At 71.8% G+C, this 15,591-nt stretch carries 13 protein-coding genes and 1 pseudogene; 7 read left to right on the top strand and 7 right to left on the bottom strand.

Annotation, left to right across the window (positions count from 1 at the left end; translation table 11 throughout):
* Positions 1 to 29 precede the first annotated feature (29 nt).
* Positions 30 to 1,670, top strand: a complete 1,641-nt coding sequence (locus tag SSQG_RS30275) for an alpha/beta hydrolase (RefSeq protein WP_003993746.1) — start codon at positions 30 to 32, stop codon at positions 1,668 to 1,670.
* Here SSQG_RS30275 and hemQ read toward each other — a convergent pair whose 3' ends face one another.
* Positions 1,671 to 2,402: a hydrogen peroxide-dependent heme synthase gene (hemQ, locus tag SSQG_RS30270; protein ID WP_003993745.1), complete on the bottom strand. Its 732-nt coding sequence runs from the start codon at positions 2,400 to 2,402 to the stop codon at positions 1,671 to 1,673.
* Between the two features lie 5 nt (positions 2,403 to 2,407).
* Positions 2,408 to 3,871 (bottom strand): protoporphyrinogen oxidase, encoded by a 1,464-nt coding sequence (gene hemG / locus SSQG_RS30265; RefSeq protein WP_003993744.1) that lies wholly within the window; start codon positions 3,869 to 3,871, stop codon positions 2,408 to 2,410.
* A gap of 174 nt (positions 3,872 to 4,045) precedes the next feature.
* Between hemG and SSQG_RS30260 the strand changes: the two genes are divergently transcribed.
* Together SSQG_RS30260 and SSQG_RS30255 are read left to right on the top strand one after the other, a co-directional pair.
* Positions 4,046 to 5,050, top strand: a complete 1,005-nt coding sequence (locus SSQG_RS30260) for a DUF4349 domain-containing protein (protein WP_003993743.1) — start codon at positions 4,046 to 4,048, stop codon at positions 5,048 to 5,050.
* 27 nt (positions 5,051 to 5,077) lie between these two features.
* Complete coding sequence (locus SSQG_RS30255; protein ID WP_039933957.1) at positions 5,078 to 6,475, top strand: FAD-dependent oxidoreductase; 1,398 nt, start codon at positions 5,078 to 5,080, stop codon at positions 6,473 to 6,475.
* A gap of 124 nt (positions 6,476 to 6,599) precedes the next feature.
* On the opposite strand, the gene SSQG_RS30250 is transcribed toward SSQG_RS30255, so the two are convergent.
* On the bottom strand, positions 6,600 to 6,932 hold the full coding sequence (locus SSQG_RS30250) for a hypothetical protein (RefSeq protein ID WP_003993741.1): 333 nt from the start codon (positions 6,930 to 6,932) through the stop codon (positions 6,600 to 6,602).
* A 136-nt stretch (positions 6,933 to 7,068) separates the two neighbouring features.
* On the opposite strand from SSQG_RS30250, the gene SSQG_RS30245 reads away from it, so the two are divergent.
* Complete coding sequence (locus tag SSQG_RS30245; RefSeq protein ID WP_039933956.1) at positions 7,069 to 7,887, top strand: rhomboid family intramembrane serine protease; 819 nt, start codon at positions 7,069 to 7,071, stop codon at positions 7,885 to 7,887.
* A 22-nt stretch (positions 7,888 to 7,909) separates the two neighbouring features.
* Here SSQG_RS30245 and hemE read toward each other — a convergent pair whose 3' ends face one another.
* Positions 7,910 to 8,977: a uroporphyrinogen decarboxylase gene (hemE, locus tag SSQG_RS30240; protein ID WP_003993739.1), complete on the bottom strand. Its 1,068-nt coding sequence runs from the start codon at positions 8,975 to 8,977 to the stop codon at positions 7,910 to 7,912.
* A gap of 101 nt (positions 8,978 to 9,078) precedes the next feature.
* On the opposite strand from hemE, the gene SSQG_RS30235 reads away from it, so the two are divergent.
* From SSQG_RS30235 to SSQG_RS30225, 3 genes and pseudogenes are all read left to right on the top strand, one after another.
* Entirely contained in the window at positions 9,079 to 9,753 is a 675-nt protein-coding gene (locus SSQG_RS30235) for a DUF3000 domain-containing protein (RefSeq protein ID WP_003993738.1), read from the top strand.
* Positions 9,754 to 10,076: 323 nt separating this feature from the next.
* Complete coding sequence (locus SSQG_RS30230) at positions 10,077 to 10,739, top strand: response regulator transcription factor (protein ID WP_003993737.1); 663 nt, start codon at positions 10,077 to 10,079, stop codon at positions 10,737 to 10,739.
* A 187-nt stretch (positions 10,740 to 10,926) separates the two neighbouring features.
* A pseudogene (locus tag SSQG_RS30225) lies at positions 10,927 to 12,217 on the top strand (ribonuclease D).
* Positions 12,218 to 12,328: 111 nt separating this feature from the next.
* Here the strand turns inward: SSQG_RS30225 and SSQG_RS30220 are convergent.
* Genes SSQG_RS30220 through SSQG_RS30210 form a run of 3 tightly spaced genes read right to left on the bottom strand, consistent with a single transcriptional unit; the run spans position 12,329 to position 15,416 of the window.
* The gene (locus SSQG_RS30220) at positions 12,329 to 13,159 is read right to left on the bottom strand and encodes a carbohydrate ABC transporter permease (protein ID WP_003993735.1); all 831 of its coding nucleotides are present in this window, start codon (positions 13,157 to 13,159) and stop codon (positions 12,329 to 12,331) included.
* Complete coding sequence (locus SSQG_RS30215; RefSeq protein WP_039933954.1) at positions 13,156 to 14,103, bottom strand: carbohydrate ABC transporter permease; 948 nt, start codon at positions 14,101 to 14,103, stop codon at positions 13,156 to 13,158. Before SSQG_RS30215 ends, SSQG_RS30220 begins: the two co-directional genes overlap by 4 nt.
* The gene (locus SSQG_RS30210; protein ID WP_039933953.1) at positions 14,103 to 15,416 is read right to left on the bottom strand and encodes an ABC transporter substrate-binding protein; all 1,314 of its coding nucleotides are present in this window, start codon (positions 15,414 to 15,416) and stop codon (positions 14,103 to 14,105) included. The genes SSQG_RS30215 and SSQG_RS30210 overlap by 1 nt, the downstream gene beginning before the upstream one ends.
* Positions 15,417 to 15,591 lie beyond the last annotated feature (175 nt).

Here is a 15,591-nt window from a genome sequence, read left to right as displayed (position 1 = left end):
GTCGCCACGGTGCACCGAAGGGATACGTGATGAGAGCCGCCCTCCTCTACTCGGCCGCGGGGTCCTTGCTGCTGAGCGCCCTCACCGCGACGCCGGTCGCCGCGACGCCGGTCACCGGGGAGCGGGAGGCGGCCGAGCTGCGTGGCACCGCCGTGGCCGCGGCGCGGGCGAAGGCGGCCGGCGTCGACTTCGGCCCGTGTCCCGACGCGCGGGACCGGCCGGGCGGCATGCGGTGCGGCACCGTGACCGTCCCGCTCGACTACGCCCGGCCGGACGGCCGGCAGATCGAACTCGCCGTCAGCCGGGCCCGGGCCACGCACAAGGACCCGCACGACAGCAGGCACAAGGTCCGCCGCCAGGGCGCCCTGGTCTACAACCCGGGCGGGCCGGGCGCCTCCGGCCTGTACTTCCCGCTGGCCGGACAGCTCCCCGGGTGGAAGCGGATCGCGGCCGCGTACGACCTGGTCGGCTACGCCCCGCGCGGCGTCGGCCGTTCCGCACCGCTGTCCTGCGAGAACCCGAAGCACTTCTTCAAGGGGCCCACGCAGTCGCCCGCGCACCCCTCGGAGTCGTTCAAGAAGGCACGCGTCGCCGAGGCGAAGGCCTACGCGCGCGGCTGCGCCGAACGGACCGGCAGCGCGCTGCGGCACTACCACTCGCTGAACAACGCCCGCGATCTCGACGTGCTGCGCGCCGCGCTCGGCGAGGACCGGCTGACCTTCGTGGGCACCTCGTACGGCACGTACTTCGGGGCCCTGTACGCGACGCTGTTCCCCCGGCACGTACGGCGGATGGTGTTCGACTCGGTGGTCCACCCCGCCCCGGCACGGGTCTGGTACCGCAACAACCTCGCCCAGTCGGCGGCGTTCGAGCGCCGCTGGCAGGACGTCCGGGAGTGGATCGCCCGGCACCACGACGTGTACGGGCTGGGCGGGACCGCGCGGGAAGTGCGGCGCAGCTACGCGCGGGCGAGCGCGCGGCTGGCGGCCCGGCCGGCGGGCGGGAAGGTCGGGCCGGGGCAGTTGCAGGGGGCGTTCCTGCAGGCCGGGTACTACGACGAGCAGTGGCCGCACAGCGCGCGGGCGCTGTCGGCGTACCTCAAGGGCGATGCCCGGCCGCTGGTCGAGCAGGCGGCCCGGGATCCGGAGGCAGCCGCCGAGGCGGAGAACTCCCGCGCGGTCTACGTGGCCGTCGAGTGCAACGACGCCTCCTGGCCGACGGACTGGGAGGTGTGGGACCGGGACAACACCCGGCTCGCGCGGACGGCGCCGTTCGAGACCTGGGACAACGTCTGGACGAACCTGCCGTGCGCCTATTGGCGGGCGCCACGGCAGCGGCCCCTCGCCGTGGGCGCCCGGCCCGGCGCCCTGCCCCCGACGCTGATCCTGGCCGCCGAACGGGACGCCGCCACGCCGTACGACGGCGCCCTGGAACTGCACCGCCGTCTCGCGGGCTCGGTCCTGGTGACCGAGCGGGACGCCGGCGCGCACGGACTGGCGGGCGGCCCGAACGCCTGCGTCAACGGCCACATGGAGGCGTATCTGCTGACGGGGCGGCTGCCGGGAAGGCGTACGGACTGTGCCCCGCGTCCGGAACCGAAGCCGGACGCGGAGGCGAAGGCGCGTCGCGCGGCCCCGGGCGAGCCCGGGGCCGGACGGCCGCGTCGCTGATCAGGCCAGGCCGGCGACCAGTTCGGCGATGTCCTTGCGGCGGCCCGTGAAGAACGGCACCTCCTCGCGGACGTGCCGGCGGGCCTCCGAACCGCGCAGGTGGCGCATGAGGTCGACGATGCGGTGCAGCTCGTCGGCCTCGAAGGCGAGGATCCACTCGTAGTCGCCGAGGGAGAACGAGGCGACGGTGTTGGCCCGCACGTCCGGGAAGCCGCGGGCCATCTTGCCGTGGTCGGCGAGCATCCGGCGGCGGTCCTCGTCGGCCAGCAGGTACCAGTCGTAGGAGCGTACGAAGGGGTAGACGCTCACGTAGTTGCGGGGCGTCTCGTCGGCGAGGAACGCCGGGATGTGCGAGCGGTTGAACTCGGCGGGGCGGTGCAGCGCCATGTTCGACCAGACCGGTGTGAGCGCCCGGCCCAGCTTGGTACGGCGGAAGAGGTTGTACGCCTCCTGCAGCGCGTCGCTGGTCTCCGCGTGCCACCAGATCATCAGGTCGGCGTCGGCGCGCAGGCCCGAGACGTCGTAGGTGCCGCGGATCGTGACGTCCTTGGCGGCGAGCTGGTCGAACAGCTCCTGGACCTCGTCGGCGTACCCGGCACGGTCCTCGGGGAGCACGTCCTTCAGCTTGAAGACGGACCAGAGCGTGTAGCGGATGACCTCGTTGAGGTCCTTGGCCAGCTTGCCCTTGTTCGGGAGGCGGTCGGGCGCGGTGGTGGAGGCGTCGTCACTCATGCTCCTCATTCTCCCGCTCCGCCGTGCAGGCTCTGCACCGGGTGGGCGGTGAGCTCCTGCACACCCCGCAGGTCACCGTGGATCTGGTCCACGGCGGCGTACGCGCTCGCGATGCACGCCGGGACACCGACGCCGTCGTACGGGGCGCCGCACACGGCGAGCCCCGGGAGCCGGGCGACGTGCTCCCGGACGCGGGCCACGCGCGCGTGGTGGCCGACGGGGTACTGGGGCAGGCCGTCGTCCCAGCGGGTGACGCGGGTCGCGACGGGTACGGCGTCCAGGCCGGTCGCCGCCCGCAGGTCGTGCCGGGAGACGTCCACGAGCTCGGCGTCGTCACGCCGCAGGATCTCCGTCTCGCCGTACCGCCCGACGGAGGTCCGCAGGACGAGCAGGTCGGGGTCCTCGTCGGCGATCCAGCCCCATTTCTGCGAGGCGAAGGTGGCGGCCTTGATGGTGCGCCCGTCGACCGGCGGCACGAGGAAGCCGCTGCCCTCGGGGAGGGCCGCTTCGGCGCGGCGGTAGGCGAGGGTGACCAGGGCCATGGAGGCGTACTCGACGGCGCCGAGCTCGGCGGCGGCCCCGGGGCTGTCGGTGCGCAGCAGGGCGGCGGCGGCCTGGGCGGGGACGGCGACGATCACCGCGTTGGCGTGCCACACGTGCACACCGGAGACGATGCGCCACCCGCCGTCCGCCGGGGTGCGGCGCAGCTCCGTCACCGGCGTCCCCGTCAGGATCTCGCCACCGCGGGCCCGGACCGACTCCGCCACCGCGAGAGGCAGGGTGCCCACACCGCCCTGGATGCCCGTGAACACCGGGCCGGTCTGCTGGGCGGCGGCCGCCTTCGCCTGGATCTCGCGGACCCCCTCCGTCAGGGAGGTGTGGGCCCGGGCGGCCTCGAAGAGCTGCGGGACGGCCGAGCGCATCGAGATGCGGTAGGCGTCGCCCGCGTACACGCCGCCCAGCAGGGGCTCCACCAGGCGGTCGACGACCTCGCGGCCGAGGCGAGCCGCCACGTACTCCCCGACGGCCACGTCGTCACCGACCTCCGTGCGGGGCAGCTCGGCGTCCTGCTCGATGCGGGCGAGGCCCTCGTCGGACAGCACGCCGGACAGGGCGGCGGCGGTGCCGGGCACGCCCATCACGTGGCCCTTGGGCATGGGGCGCAGCGCGCCGCGCGTCCAGATCGAGGCCGTCGCCGTGGCAGGCGGCTGGAGGCGGTCGGCGAGGCCCACCTCCCGCGCCAGTGCCACCGCCTCGGGGCGCCGGGCCAGCAGCGACTCGGCGCCGAGGTCCACGCGTGCGCCCGCGATCTCCCCGGGCAGCAGCTTGCCGCCGACCCGGTCCGCGGCCTCCAGCACCGTCACCCGCGCCCCGCGCTCCAGCAGCCGGTGCGCGGCGGCCAGACCCGCGATGCCGGCCCCGATGACGACGACATGCCCCGTGCTCGCCCGGGCTTGAACTTCGCGCATGCCACCAGCCTCTCAGACCCCGCCGACAGCGCGCCCGCGCCCCGGTGTCCGTCACGAGTCCCGACCGTGACCACATCGGGACCGTCCCGGGCCAAACGTCCGGTGCCGTCCGGGCGTCGAAGAAGCGTCGGCAGTTTCCGACACCCGTCCGATCGACCCCCGGGGGATGCCCGTATGCGCACACGACGATCCGTACGACGTTCCGTACGCCGCCCCGTCCCGGCCCTGGCCGCGCTCCTGCTGGCCGCGGCCCTCGCGCTCACCGGGTGCAGCGCCGGGGACGACGCGTCCGGCGGCAGTGCCGCCGCCGACAACGCGGGCACCGGCTCCCAGGCGGACGGCAAGGCGGGCGCACGCGAGGCCGCCCCCGGCGGCGCTGGAAGCGGAGCCGGGTCGACCGCGCCGCCGAAGCTCACCGCGACCCACATCATCCGCACGGCCTCGCTGACCGTGCAGGTCAAGGACGTCCCCGAGGCCCTGGCCCAGGCCCGCGCCGGCACCGAGAACGCGGGCGGGTACGTCGGGGACGAAACCACCACCCGGGACGAGGAGGGCCACGAGCGGACCCGGGTCGTGCTGCGGGTTCCCGTGGAGAAGTACGACGAGGTCCTCACCGGGCTGGAGGGCGCGGGCAAGCTCCTCGACCGCAACGCGAAGGCGGAGGACGTCACCGACCAGGTCGTGGACGTGGAGAGCCGGATCAAGTCGCAGCGGGCCAGCGTGGCGCGGATCCGCGAGCTGATGGACCGCGCCACGAGGATCGGCGACGTGGTGACCCTGGAGGGCGAACTGAGCACCCGCCAGGCCGACCTGGAGGCGCTGCTCGCGCGCCAGGCGTCCCTGAAGGACCGCACGAGCCTGGCCACCATCACCCTCACGCTGTCCGAGACACCGGTGAAGAAGGCCGAGAAGGACGACGACCCGGGCTTCGTGGACGCGCTGGCGGGCGGCTGGGACGCGTTCGTGACGATGCTGCGCTGGCTCGCGGTGGCAGTCGGCGCGCTCCTGCCGTTCGCGGCGGTGGCCGCCCTGATCACACTGATCTGGCTGCGCGTCGTACGCCCCCGCCTCCCGCGCCGCCCGCGGCCCGCGCCCGCGCCGAGCGCGCTCGGCCCGCTGCCGACGGCCCGGCCGGCGCCCGAGTCCGGGGGCCCGCGCACCCCAGGCGAGCAGGACTGAAATGCCGTGCTCCCGTAGCGTGTTCGCATGAGCATGAGCCGTACGCGGGGTACACGGGAGCGACTGGTCGTGATCGGCGGCGACGCCGCGGGGATGTCCGCGGCGTCGCAGGCACGCCGTCTGAGGAAGCCCGACGAGCTGGAGATCGTGGCGTTCGAACGCGGCACCTTCACGTCGTACTCGGCGTGCGGGATCCCGTACTGGGTGGGCGGCGACGTCCCGGACCGGGACAGGCTCGTCGCCCGTACGCCCGAGGAGCATCGCGCACGGGACATCGATCTGCGGCTGCGCACCGAGGTCATGGAGCTCGACGTCGACGGGCAGCGGGTCCGCGCGCGTGACGTCGACTCCGGCGCCGAGTCCTGGACGTCGTACGACAAGCTCGTGATCGCGACCGGTGCCCGGCCGATCCGCCCGGACATCCCCGGCATCGACGCTCCCGGTGTGCACGGTGTGCAGACACTGGACGACGGCCAGGCGCTGATCGACACGCTGACGGGCACGCGTGGCCGTCGCGCGGTGGTCGTGGGGGCCGGGTACATCGGCGTGGAGATGGCCGAGGCGCTCATCAACCGCGGCTACGAGGTGACGGTCGTCAACCGGGGCAGCGAGCCCATGTCGACGCTCGACCCCGACATGGGCCGCCTGGTGCACGAGGCCATGGAAGGCCTGGGCATCACGATGGTCGACGACGCCGAGGTCACCGAGGTCCTGACGGGTGACGACGGCCGGGTACGCGCGGTGGCCACCCGGGACCGGGAGTTCCCGGCGGACGTCGTCGTGCTCGGCATCGGGGTGCGCCCCGAGACGGCGCTCGCGAAGACGGCCGGCCTCCCGCTGGGCACGCACGACGGCCTCCTCACCGACCGCTCGATGCGGGTCCGCGGCCACGAGAACATCTGGGCCGGCGGCGACTGCGTCGAGGTCCTCGACCTGGTCTCCGGCCAGGAACGGCACATCGCGCTCGGCACGCACGCCAACAAGCACGGCCAGGTCATCGGCACCAACGCGGGAGGCGGCTACGCCACGTTCCCGGGTGTGGTGGGCACGGCGGTCAGCAAGGTCTGCGACCTGGAGATCGCGCGCACGGGACTGCGCGAGAAGGACGCCCACCGTGTGGGCCTGCGCTTCGAGGCGGTCACCATCGAGTCGACCAGCCGCGCGGGCTACTACCCGAACTCCTCCCCCATGACGGTCAAGATGCTCGCCGAGCACCGCACGGGCCGCCTCCTCGGCGTCCAGATCGTCGGCAGGGAGGGCGCGGGCAAACGGGTCGACATCGCGGCGGTCGCCCTCACGGCGGGCATGACGGCGGAACAGATGACGGCCCTGGACCTCGGCTACGCCCCACCGTTCTCCCCGGTCTGGGACCCGATCCTGGTAGCAGCCCGCAAGGCGGCGACGAAGGTCCGCAGTTCGATGTAAGGGACGGCGCGGTCATTGCCATAGGGGCGCGGGGCTGTATTGATGTGCGGCTCCGCCGCGTGGGCGCGACCAGTTACAACGAGCCCGCACCCGGCAGCACCCCCGCCCCCCCACGGCGAACTCCCTAAGCAGTCCCAGCCGTCCCGTTGATCCGATCAATGGCCTGCCGCGCCTGCTCCGCCGGCGGCCGGGACGGCAAGGACGAAACCGACGCCGAAGCAGCCGTCACCGCCGGCGGCTGCTCCCCCGCCGGCTTCGCGTGCGCGGCGACCCGCGACGAACGCAACCGGTGGCTCACCGCCTCATCCAGCGTCACGGGCCGCCGCATCTGGGAGGCCAGCCGCCCGGCCTCCTGGCCGAGGCGCGCCACGTCCTCCCAGGGCAGCCGCACCACCAGCGTGAGCTCCGCCTCGCCGTCGGGCAACGCGTGCATCGCGGGAGTAACTCGGTCGTTCATCGCCTGTTCCTCACGTCGGCCCCGCGACCCGCCTTCCCCGCGCCGCGGGCGGTTGCCGACACATACGCACACCCGCACGGCTGCGTTCAGCCACATCCCCCTGATTCATCGGCGCCTCTGCGGGCACACGAGTGGTGTGGTCATCCCCGTCCATGACGTGAACCCCGTGCGGCGCACCCCCTGGGTGACGTACGCCCTGCTCACCGCCAACATCGTCGTGTTCCTGCGCACCCCCGGCATGGCCGGCTCCCTGACGGGCGACAGCAGCCTGGCCCAGCTGTGCCACCTCCAGGCGTTCCTGGACCATTACGCGGCGGTGCCACGGGAGCTGATCCACCATCAGCTGCCACGACTGGTGCCCACGGGCGACGTCGGAGTCGGCTCACAGGGAGCCGGCTGTGTCGTCGGGCCGCCGCCCTACGACAAGTCCCCGGAACTCAGCGTCCTGACAGCGATGTTCCTGCACGGCAGCTGGCTGCACCTGCTGGGCAACATGCTGTTCCTGTGGATCTTCGGCAACAACATCGAGGACCGGATGGGCCACCTCCGGTTCCTGCTCTTCTACGTCGTCTGCGGATACGCGGCGGGGTACGGCTTCGCGCTCCTCAACGCCGACTCGGGCGCCCCCCTGATCGGCGCGTCAGGGGCGATCGCGGGGGTGCTGGGCGCCTATCTGGTGCTCTACCCGAGGGCCCGGGTCTGGGTCCTGGTGCCGTTCCTGATCTTCCTGCCGCTGCGGCTGCCGGCCTGGATCGTGCTGGGCTTCTGGTTCGTCCTGCAGGCGGTGTACTCCTCCGGCGAGGGGGTCTCCGACGCCGGCACGGTGGCGTACGCGGCGCACGTCGCGGGCTTTGTCGCCGGCATGCTGATCGCCTGGCCGTTGCGGCCCGGCACGCCGCCGCCGCCGGAGCCGCGCGGCATCCTCTTCGGCAGGCGGGCGCGGCCGGGCTGGTAGGGCCCCTCGGCGCGCGGGTGCGTCAGCGGGCGGTCCGTGTGTGGACGTACTCCACCAGCCGCGTCAGCGCGTCCGGGTCCGTGGCCGGCATGACGCCGTGGCCGAGGTTGAAGACGTGCCCCTCCAGGTCCGCCGCCGCGTCCAGGACCTCCTGGGTCTTGGCCTCGACGGCCTCCGTCGGGGCGAACAGCACGGTCGGGTCGAGATTGCCCTGGAGCGCCTTGCCGGGGCCGACGCGGCGCGCGGCCTCGTCCATGGGGACGCGCCAGTCGACGCCGACGACGTCCGCGCCGGCCTCGCCCATGAGCGGGAGCAGCTCGCCGGTGCCGACGCCGAAGTGGATGCGCGGCACGCCGTAGCCGGCCACGGCGTCGAACACCTTCGCCGACGCCGGCAGCACGGAGCGCCGGTAGTCGACGGGGGCGAGGGCGCCCGCCCAGGAGTCGAACAGCTGGACCGCCGAGGCGCCCGCCTCGATCTGCACCTTCAGGAAGGCGGCCGTGATGCCGGCGAGGCGGTCGAGCAGATCGGCCCAGAGCTCGGGGTCGCCGTACATCATCGCCTTGGCGTTCTCGTACGTGCGGGACGGGCCGCCCTCGACGAGGTAGCTGGCGAGGGTGAAGGGGGCGCCGGCGAAGCCGATGAGGGGCGTGGCGCCGAGCTCGCGGGTGAGCAGGCCGATGGCCTCGGTGACGTAGGAGACGTCCTCGGGGGTCAGGTCGCGCAGTTGGGCGAGGTCCTCGCGGCTGCGGATCGGGCGCTCGACGACCGGGCCGACCCCTGGCTTGATGTCGAGGTCGACGCCGATGGCCTTGAGCGGGACGACGATGTCGCTGAAGTAGATCGCCGCGTCCACGTTGTGCCGGCGCACCGGCTGGAGGGTGATCTCCGTGACGAGTTCGGGCCGCATGCAGGACTCGAGCATCGGAATGCCCTCGCGCACCTTGCGGTACTCCGGCAGTGAGCGCCCGGCCTGCCGCATGAACCACACCGGCGTGTGGGGGACGGGCTCGCGCCGGCAGGCCTTGAGGAAGGCGGAGTCGTACGTGGCGGACGGCTGCTGGACCCGGGGGGCGTCGTTGGCACTCACGGGGCAAGTTTCGCACGCCGCGCATGGGCGTGATTCAGCCCCTGGAGAGGCGCGGGGTGTCTAGCCCGGCAGCCGGGCTCCGGTCCCCGTAATCTTCCCGCATGGCTGCGGCTCAGGGACGACTGTCGGACGGCGCTGGCGGAATGGACGAAGCGAAGGACACCGAGAAAGACCGGCGGGAGGCGGACACCGCCCCGCTGCCCTTCCGGGCCGCCGTCGACGCGCTCAGGTCGGCGCGGCTGCGGCCCCAGATCGAGGTCGAGCCGACCCCCGCGCCGAAGCGGCTCGCCCCCCACTCCTACGCGCTGGAGGCCGCGGTCGTCGACGGCGACCAGGACCTGGCCGACGGCCGGCTGGTGCTGCTGCACGACCCGGCCGGACACGACGCGTGGCAGGGCACGTTCCGGCTGGTGACGCTGGTGCGCGCGGAGCTGGAGTCGGAGATGGCCGCGGATCCGCTGCTGCCGGAGGTGTGCTGGTCCTGGCTGACCGGCGCGCTCCAGACGCGCGGACTGGCGTACGGGGAGCCGAGCGGCACGGTCACGCGGGCGAGCTCCCACTACTTCGGCGGGCTGTCCGCGCGCCCGGCCGCCTCGCAGATCGAGATCCGGGCGTCGTGGACGCCGCGCGAGGGTCTGGGCGGGGTTCCGGACACGGCCGCGCACCTGGCGTCCTGGTGCGATCTCCTCGCCCAGGTCGCGGGCCTGCCGCCGGCCGGGCCCGGGGACGCGTCGGTGGTGACGCTGCCGCAGCGGCGGGGGCCCCAGTCCCGCTGATCGAACCTGTTCCGACCCCGTACTGATCGAACCTGTACGGGGCGGTCAACCATGCCCTGTCGACGATCACACCTGCGTCCCTCTCTTGGCCGAATCACTTTGTCGATACGGCCACTTTCGACCGCGTAGCGACGCAGAGCGAAACCGTTCGACCTTCGAATGATCGACCGCGTGTCCGAATTGCACGGATTGTTATCACCGATTCGTGATCATTCTCTAAAGGCGGACGGGTTGGGTGCCGAAGACGACTGTGACCTTGAAAGCACGGTTCGTCCCGGCTTCACCCCCACGAGCCGGCCCCGTCCCGCACCCCAGGAGGCCTGGTGTCCGTTCTCCTCGAGCAGCCCGCAAGCCTGGTCGCCTACCGCCCGAACAAGCCCACCGCCATGGTGGTCGTGGCCGACCCGCGTGTTCGCTCCACCGTCACCCGCCACCTGTGGGCGCTCGGTGTACGCGATGTCATCGAGGCCTCGTCCATCGCGGAGGCTCGTCCCCGCATCGGCAACCCCCGCGACATCTGCGTCGCCGACGTCCATCTGCCCGACGGCTCCGGCCTCACCCTGCTGTCGGAGACCCGCGCCGCGGGCTGGCCCAACGGGCTCGCCCTCTCCGCCGCCGACGACATCGGCGCCGTGCGCAACGCCCTCGCCGGCGGTGTGAAGGGCTACGTCGTCACCGGCACGCGCACCAACGTCGGGCTCCCCACCCGCCCGGGCGCCGCCCCCATCGGCGCCGCCGCCGCCCGTCTGCACCGCCGCCCCCCGGGCGCCCCGAGCCACCCGGGCGGTTACCGCGAGCTGTCCGGCCGCGAGGTCGAGGTGCTGCGCCTGGTCGCCGAGGGCCAGTCGAACAAGGCGATCGGCGTTTCCATGGGGCTGTCCGCCCTGACCGTCAAGAGCCACCTCGCCCGCATCGCCCGCAAGCTCGGCACGGGCGACCGCGCCGGGATGGTCGCGGTCGCGCTGCGGACCGGGATCATTCACTGACCCTCATTCCGATGACCCTTTGTGATCAGTCACTCACGTGAACGGAACTCGGACCACCGATCCCGTCCATGCCTTCACGACCCGCGAACCCGATGTTTCCCCGACCTGACTGGTTTGCGACCCCCGGGTGCCCGTCGACGGAACGTTCCGTCGGCGGGCGCTGTCCATACACGGATACCCTTGACATGTGACCGACGCCCACGAGACCGCAGCAGACAGCTCACTGCGAACCACCGGAGGCGCCCCTCCGGACGACGGCGGAACTTCTGCTACGGAGGCGCCGATCCCTTTGCTGGAGCCGCGTGAGGGCATTCCGCCCGTGATCGCGGACGAGGCCGCCCTGGCCCGGGTGATCGCCGCCTTCGCGGCGGGCTCCGGCCCGGTCGCCGTCGACGCCGAGCGGGCGTCCGGCTACCGCTACGGGCAGCGCGCCTACCTGGTGCAGCTGCGCCGCGAGGGCGCCGGAACCGCGCTGATCGATCCCGTGGCCTGCCCCGACCTCTCCGCCCTGGGCGAGGCCCTGTCCGGCGTCGAGTGGGTGCTGCACGCCGCCACCCAGGACCTGCCCTGCCTGCGCGAGATAGGCATGGTGCCGACACGGCTCTTCGACACCGAGCTCGCCGGGCGGCTCGCCGGATTCCCCCGGGTCGGCCTCGGCGCGATGGTCGAGGGCGTCCTCGGCTTCGTCCTGGAGAAGGGACACTCCGCCGTCGACTGGTCCACCCGTCCGCTGCCGGAGCCCTGGCTGCGGTACGCGGCGCTGGACGTCGAGCTGCTCGTCGACCTGCGCGACGCGCTGGAGAAGGAACTGGACCGGCAGGGCAAGCTGGACTGGGCCCGCCAGGAGTTCGACGCGATCGCCTCCGCCCCGCCGCCGGAGCCGCGCAAGGACCCCTGGCGGCGTACGTCCGGGATGCACAAGGTGCGCCGGCGGCGGCAGCTGGCCGTCGTACGGGAGCTGTGGCAGACCCGGGACCGGATCGCGCAGCGGCGGGACGTCTCCCCCCGGCAAGGTGCTCGGGGACGCGGCGATCGTGGAGGCCGCGCTGGCCCTGCCGGCCAACGTGCACGCGCTGGCCGCGCTGAACGGGTACGGACACCGGATGGGCAAGCGGCAGCTGGAGCAGTGGCAGGCCGCGGTGGACCGGGCGAAGGGGCTGAGCGAGGCGCAGTTGCCGCAGCCGGGGCAGCCTGTCGCGGGGCCGCCGCCGCCCCGCGCCTGGGCCGACAAGGACCCGGTGGCCGCGGCGCGGTTGTCGGCCGCGCGGGCCGGGGTCTCGGCCCTGGCCGAGGAGCTCAACATGCCGCAGGAGAATCTGATCACGCCGGACACGGTGCGCCGGGTCTGCTGGGAGCCGCCTGCGGTTGTCGACGCCGAGTCCGTGGCGGCCGCGCTGGCAGGTCATGGCGCGCGTCAATGGCAGGTCGAGCAGGTCACGCCGGTGCTGGTGGAGGCTCTGTCCGCGAAGGAGGCCTAGCCGCCGCAGAGCTTCTCGTCGTACGGCGGCTGCGGGTGTGTCGTGGTGGTTCGCGCCCATGCGGCGGAGCCGCATATCGACACGGCCCCGCGCCCCGGAGAAGAAGGGCGCTTACTTCGTGGCCCCTTGCGTGAAGCCGTTGTAGATGAAGCGCTGGAGGAACAGGAAGACGATCAGGGTCGGGGCGATCACGAGGATCGCTCCTGCCGAGATGGTCTCCCAGTGGGCGCCGAAGGGGCCCTTGAAGCGGAACAGGGACGTCGAGATCACGCCAAGATCCTCGGAGGGCATGTAGAGGAACGGAATGTAGAAGTCGTTGTAGGTGGTGATGCCCTCGACGATCACCACCGTCGCGATCGCCGGCTTCAGCAGCGGGAGGATGATCCTGCGGTAGATCGTGAAGGCGTTGGCGCCGTCCAGGCGGGCCGCCTCGTCCAGCGAGGTCGGGATGGACCGGACGAACTGCAGGAAGATGTAGATCGAGACGATGTCCGTGCCCATGTAGAGGGCGATCGGCGCCCACAGGCTGTCGAACATGCCGAAGCTGTTCACGATCTGGAAGGTCGCCACCTGGGTCGTGACACCGGGGACCAGCGCGGCGATCAGGAACAGGGCCACGACCAGCTTCCTGAAGCGGAAGGTGAAGCGGTCGATCGCGTACGCCGTCATCGAGCCGATCAGGACCGTGCCGCCGATGGCGAAGAGCAGGATGAGAGCCGTGTTGGCGAACGCCGACAGCATGTGGCCGTCCTGGAAGGCCGTCGCGTAGTTGTGGAAGTTGAGCAGGTCGTCGGGGAGGGCGAGGGCGCCGCTGTCGTCCGCCATCTCCCGCTCGGACTTCAGGGACGTCAGGAGTACGGCCACCAGCGGGAGCAGGACCACCACCGTCGCGGCGACCAGGGACAGATACACCAGCGTTCGGGCCACCGCGCGGCGCGTCATGCGAGGTCCACCTTGTCGTCGGGGACGAGGCGCCGCTGGACCCAGGTCACCGCCAGGACGATCAGCAGCAGCACGATCGCGGCCGCCGAGGCGAGCCCTGTCTTGTTGAACTGGAAGGCCAGCTTCACGGTCTGGATCACGAAGGTCTCGGTGCCGGTCGCCCCGCCGGTCATGATGTACGGGATCTCGAAGACCGACAGCGAGCCGGAGACCGAGAGGATCACCGTCAGGGACAGCACCGGTTTGATGCCGGGCGCGATGACGTGGCGGAACTGGTGCCAGCGGTTCGCGCCGTCCAGCTCGGCCGCCTCGTGGAGCTCCCCGGGGATGGACTGGATCGCGCCCAGGAAGAGGACGAAGTTCAGGCCCAGGTAGCGCCAGACCGAGACGGCGGCGAGGGAGGTGTTCGCCGACGTCGGGGAGCCGAGCCACGCGCGGTCCGTCTCGATGCCGAGGAGGCCGAGGACCGAGTCGAGGGTGCCGCCGTCCTGGAAGAAGTAGAGGAAGACGAAACCGATCGCCACCCCGTTGATCAGGTACGGGAAGAACAGCACGCCCTTGAAGAAGTTCCGGAAGCGGACGTTGAAGCTGAGGATCGTGGCGAAGTACAGCGCGGCGACGATCTGGAAGACCGAGGCCGCCAGGTAGTAGCCGCTGACCCAGAAGACCTCGAACAGGTCGGAGCGGGTGAAGAGTTCGGCGTAGTTCTCGGCGCCCGTGTAGTGCAGCTCGGGGCTCACGCCGTCCCAGTCGGTGAAGCTGTAGGCGACCATGTTGGCGATCGGGGCGTACGTGAAGACGATCAGCAGCGTGAGCGGGGCGAGCAGGAAGAGCCAGGGGGTGGCCCCGCGCCACAGCGGTGCGGGGCGCGGGGCGGGGGCCCCTCCGGGCGCGGGCGGCCCGGGCACCGACTCCCGGGCCGCCCTTGCGGTCGTGTCCGTCATCAGGACCCCAGGGACTGCTGGGTGTCGGTCCACTTCTTCGCGAGGCCGTCCAGGAAGTCGTCCAGGCTGCCCTTGGTGGCGCCGCGGGCGAGGTCGACCAGGTCCTGGCGGTAGTCGGGCTTGTTGATGCCGACCTCCGACTGGTTGTCGATGGTCTTCACCTCGGCGCCCTTGGCATCGTCGAGGTCGAGGATCCTCACCCCGGCCTCCTCGTACGGCTTCAGGACCTCGGGCAGCGGGGCGGACCTGAGCGGGGACAGCGCCAGGTTGTCCGCCGCGTAGCCGGACTTGTCGGTGAACCAGTCGATCCAGGCGCGGGCGGCGGCCTTGTGCTCGGAGTGGATGTTGACGGCCTGGTTGTAGTCGGGCTGCGCCACCGCGCAGAAGGTGCCGTTCTTCTGGGCCGGGAAGGGCATGAAACCGATGTCGCCGGGGTCCGCGCCGGCCTGCTCCGCCGCGCCCCGCATCTGGATGACGGCCCAGGAGCCGAGCCACATCGTGGCGATCTCCCCCTTGGCCAGCTTGGGCTTGGAGGCCTCCCAGTTGGTCGTCGTCGGATCCTTCTCGACGAGCCCTTCGCGCACGATGTCGTAGAGCAGCGTGTCGGCGGTCCGGACGTCGGCGCCCTCGGCCCACGGGTCGCCCTCGGCGAGCTTCGTGGTGGCCTGTTCGTCGCAGCTGACCGAGCCGTTGACCTGTGTCCACTGGGTGAGCGGCCACATGTCCTTGAAGTTGGTGTAGTACGGGATCGCGTCGGTCCTGGACTTGATCGCCTTGAGGTCGGCGAGGAACTCGGCCGGGGTCTTCGGCCAGTCGGTGACGCCGGCCTCCCGCCACACCTTCTTGTTGTAGATGAACCCCGGGACCGCGCCGAGTGGGCTCTGGCCGTAGACCTTGCCCTCGACCGTGGTGTAGTCGGTGAAGCGGTACTTCTTGCTCCGCTCGGCCTGACGGCCCAGTGAGGCGAAGAACCTGGGGTAGTCCTTCTTCTCGATCACCCCGGGGATCATGAGGACGTCGCCGTAGTTCTCCGTGTTCATACGGATCTTGACTTCGCCCTCGTAGTCGGTGATGCCGTCGAACTCGACCTTCGCCTTGGGGTAGGTCTTTCGGAACTCGGCGGCGTACTTCTTCATCGTCCCGTCCTGCACGAGGTCGGTCCGGTGGGTGAGGACGGTGATGGTTCCGCTGACCTCGGCGGGGTCGTCGGGCGCCTCGGCATCCGCGCCCTTGGAGGAGCCTCCGGTGCCCGTGCAGCCGGAGGCCAGCAGGGCGGCGCCCACGGCGAGGGCGAGGACGGTACGGCGGTTCATGTGCATCAGCTCCGTTCGCGGAGAGGAACTCGGGACGGAAGAGCACGTGCGGTATGGCTGGTTCGGCACTCTGACAGCGCTTTCTCAACCGGTAAAGTCCCATTCCCGCCAACGATGTGAAAGCCACACACGACGCCACACACGACTCTTCTCTGAACCGGTTAAGGGAGTGCGC

This window comes from Streptomyces viridochromogenes DSM 40736 (assembly GCF_000158955.1).
In the GTDB taxonomy this organism is placed as follows: domain Bacteria; phylum Actinomycetota; class Actinomycetes; order Streptomycetales; family Streptomycetaceae; genus Streptomyces; species Streptomyces venetus.
The sequence above is the reverse complement of the archived record's forward strand: the minus strand, read 5'-3'. Positions and strand labels throughout refer to the sequence as shown.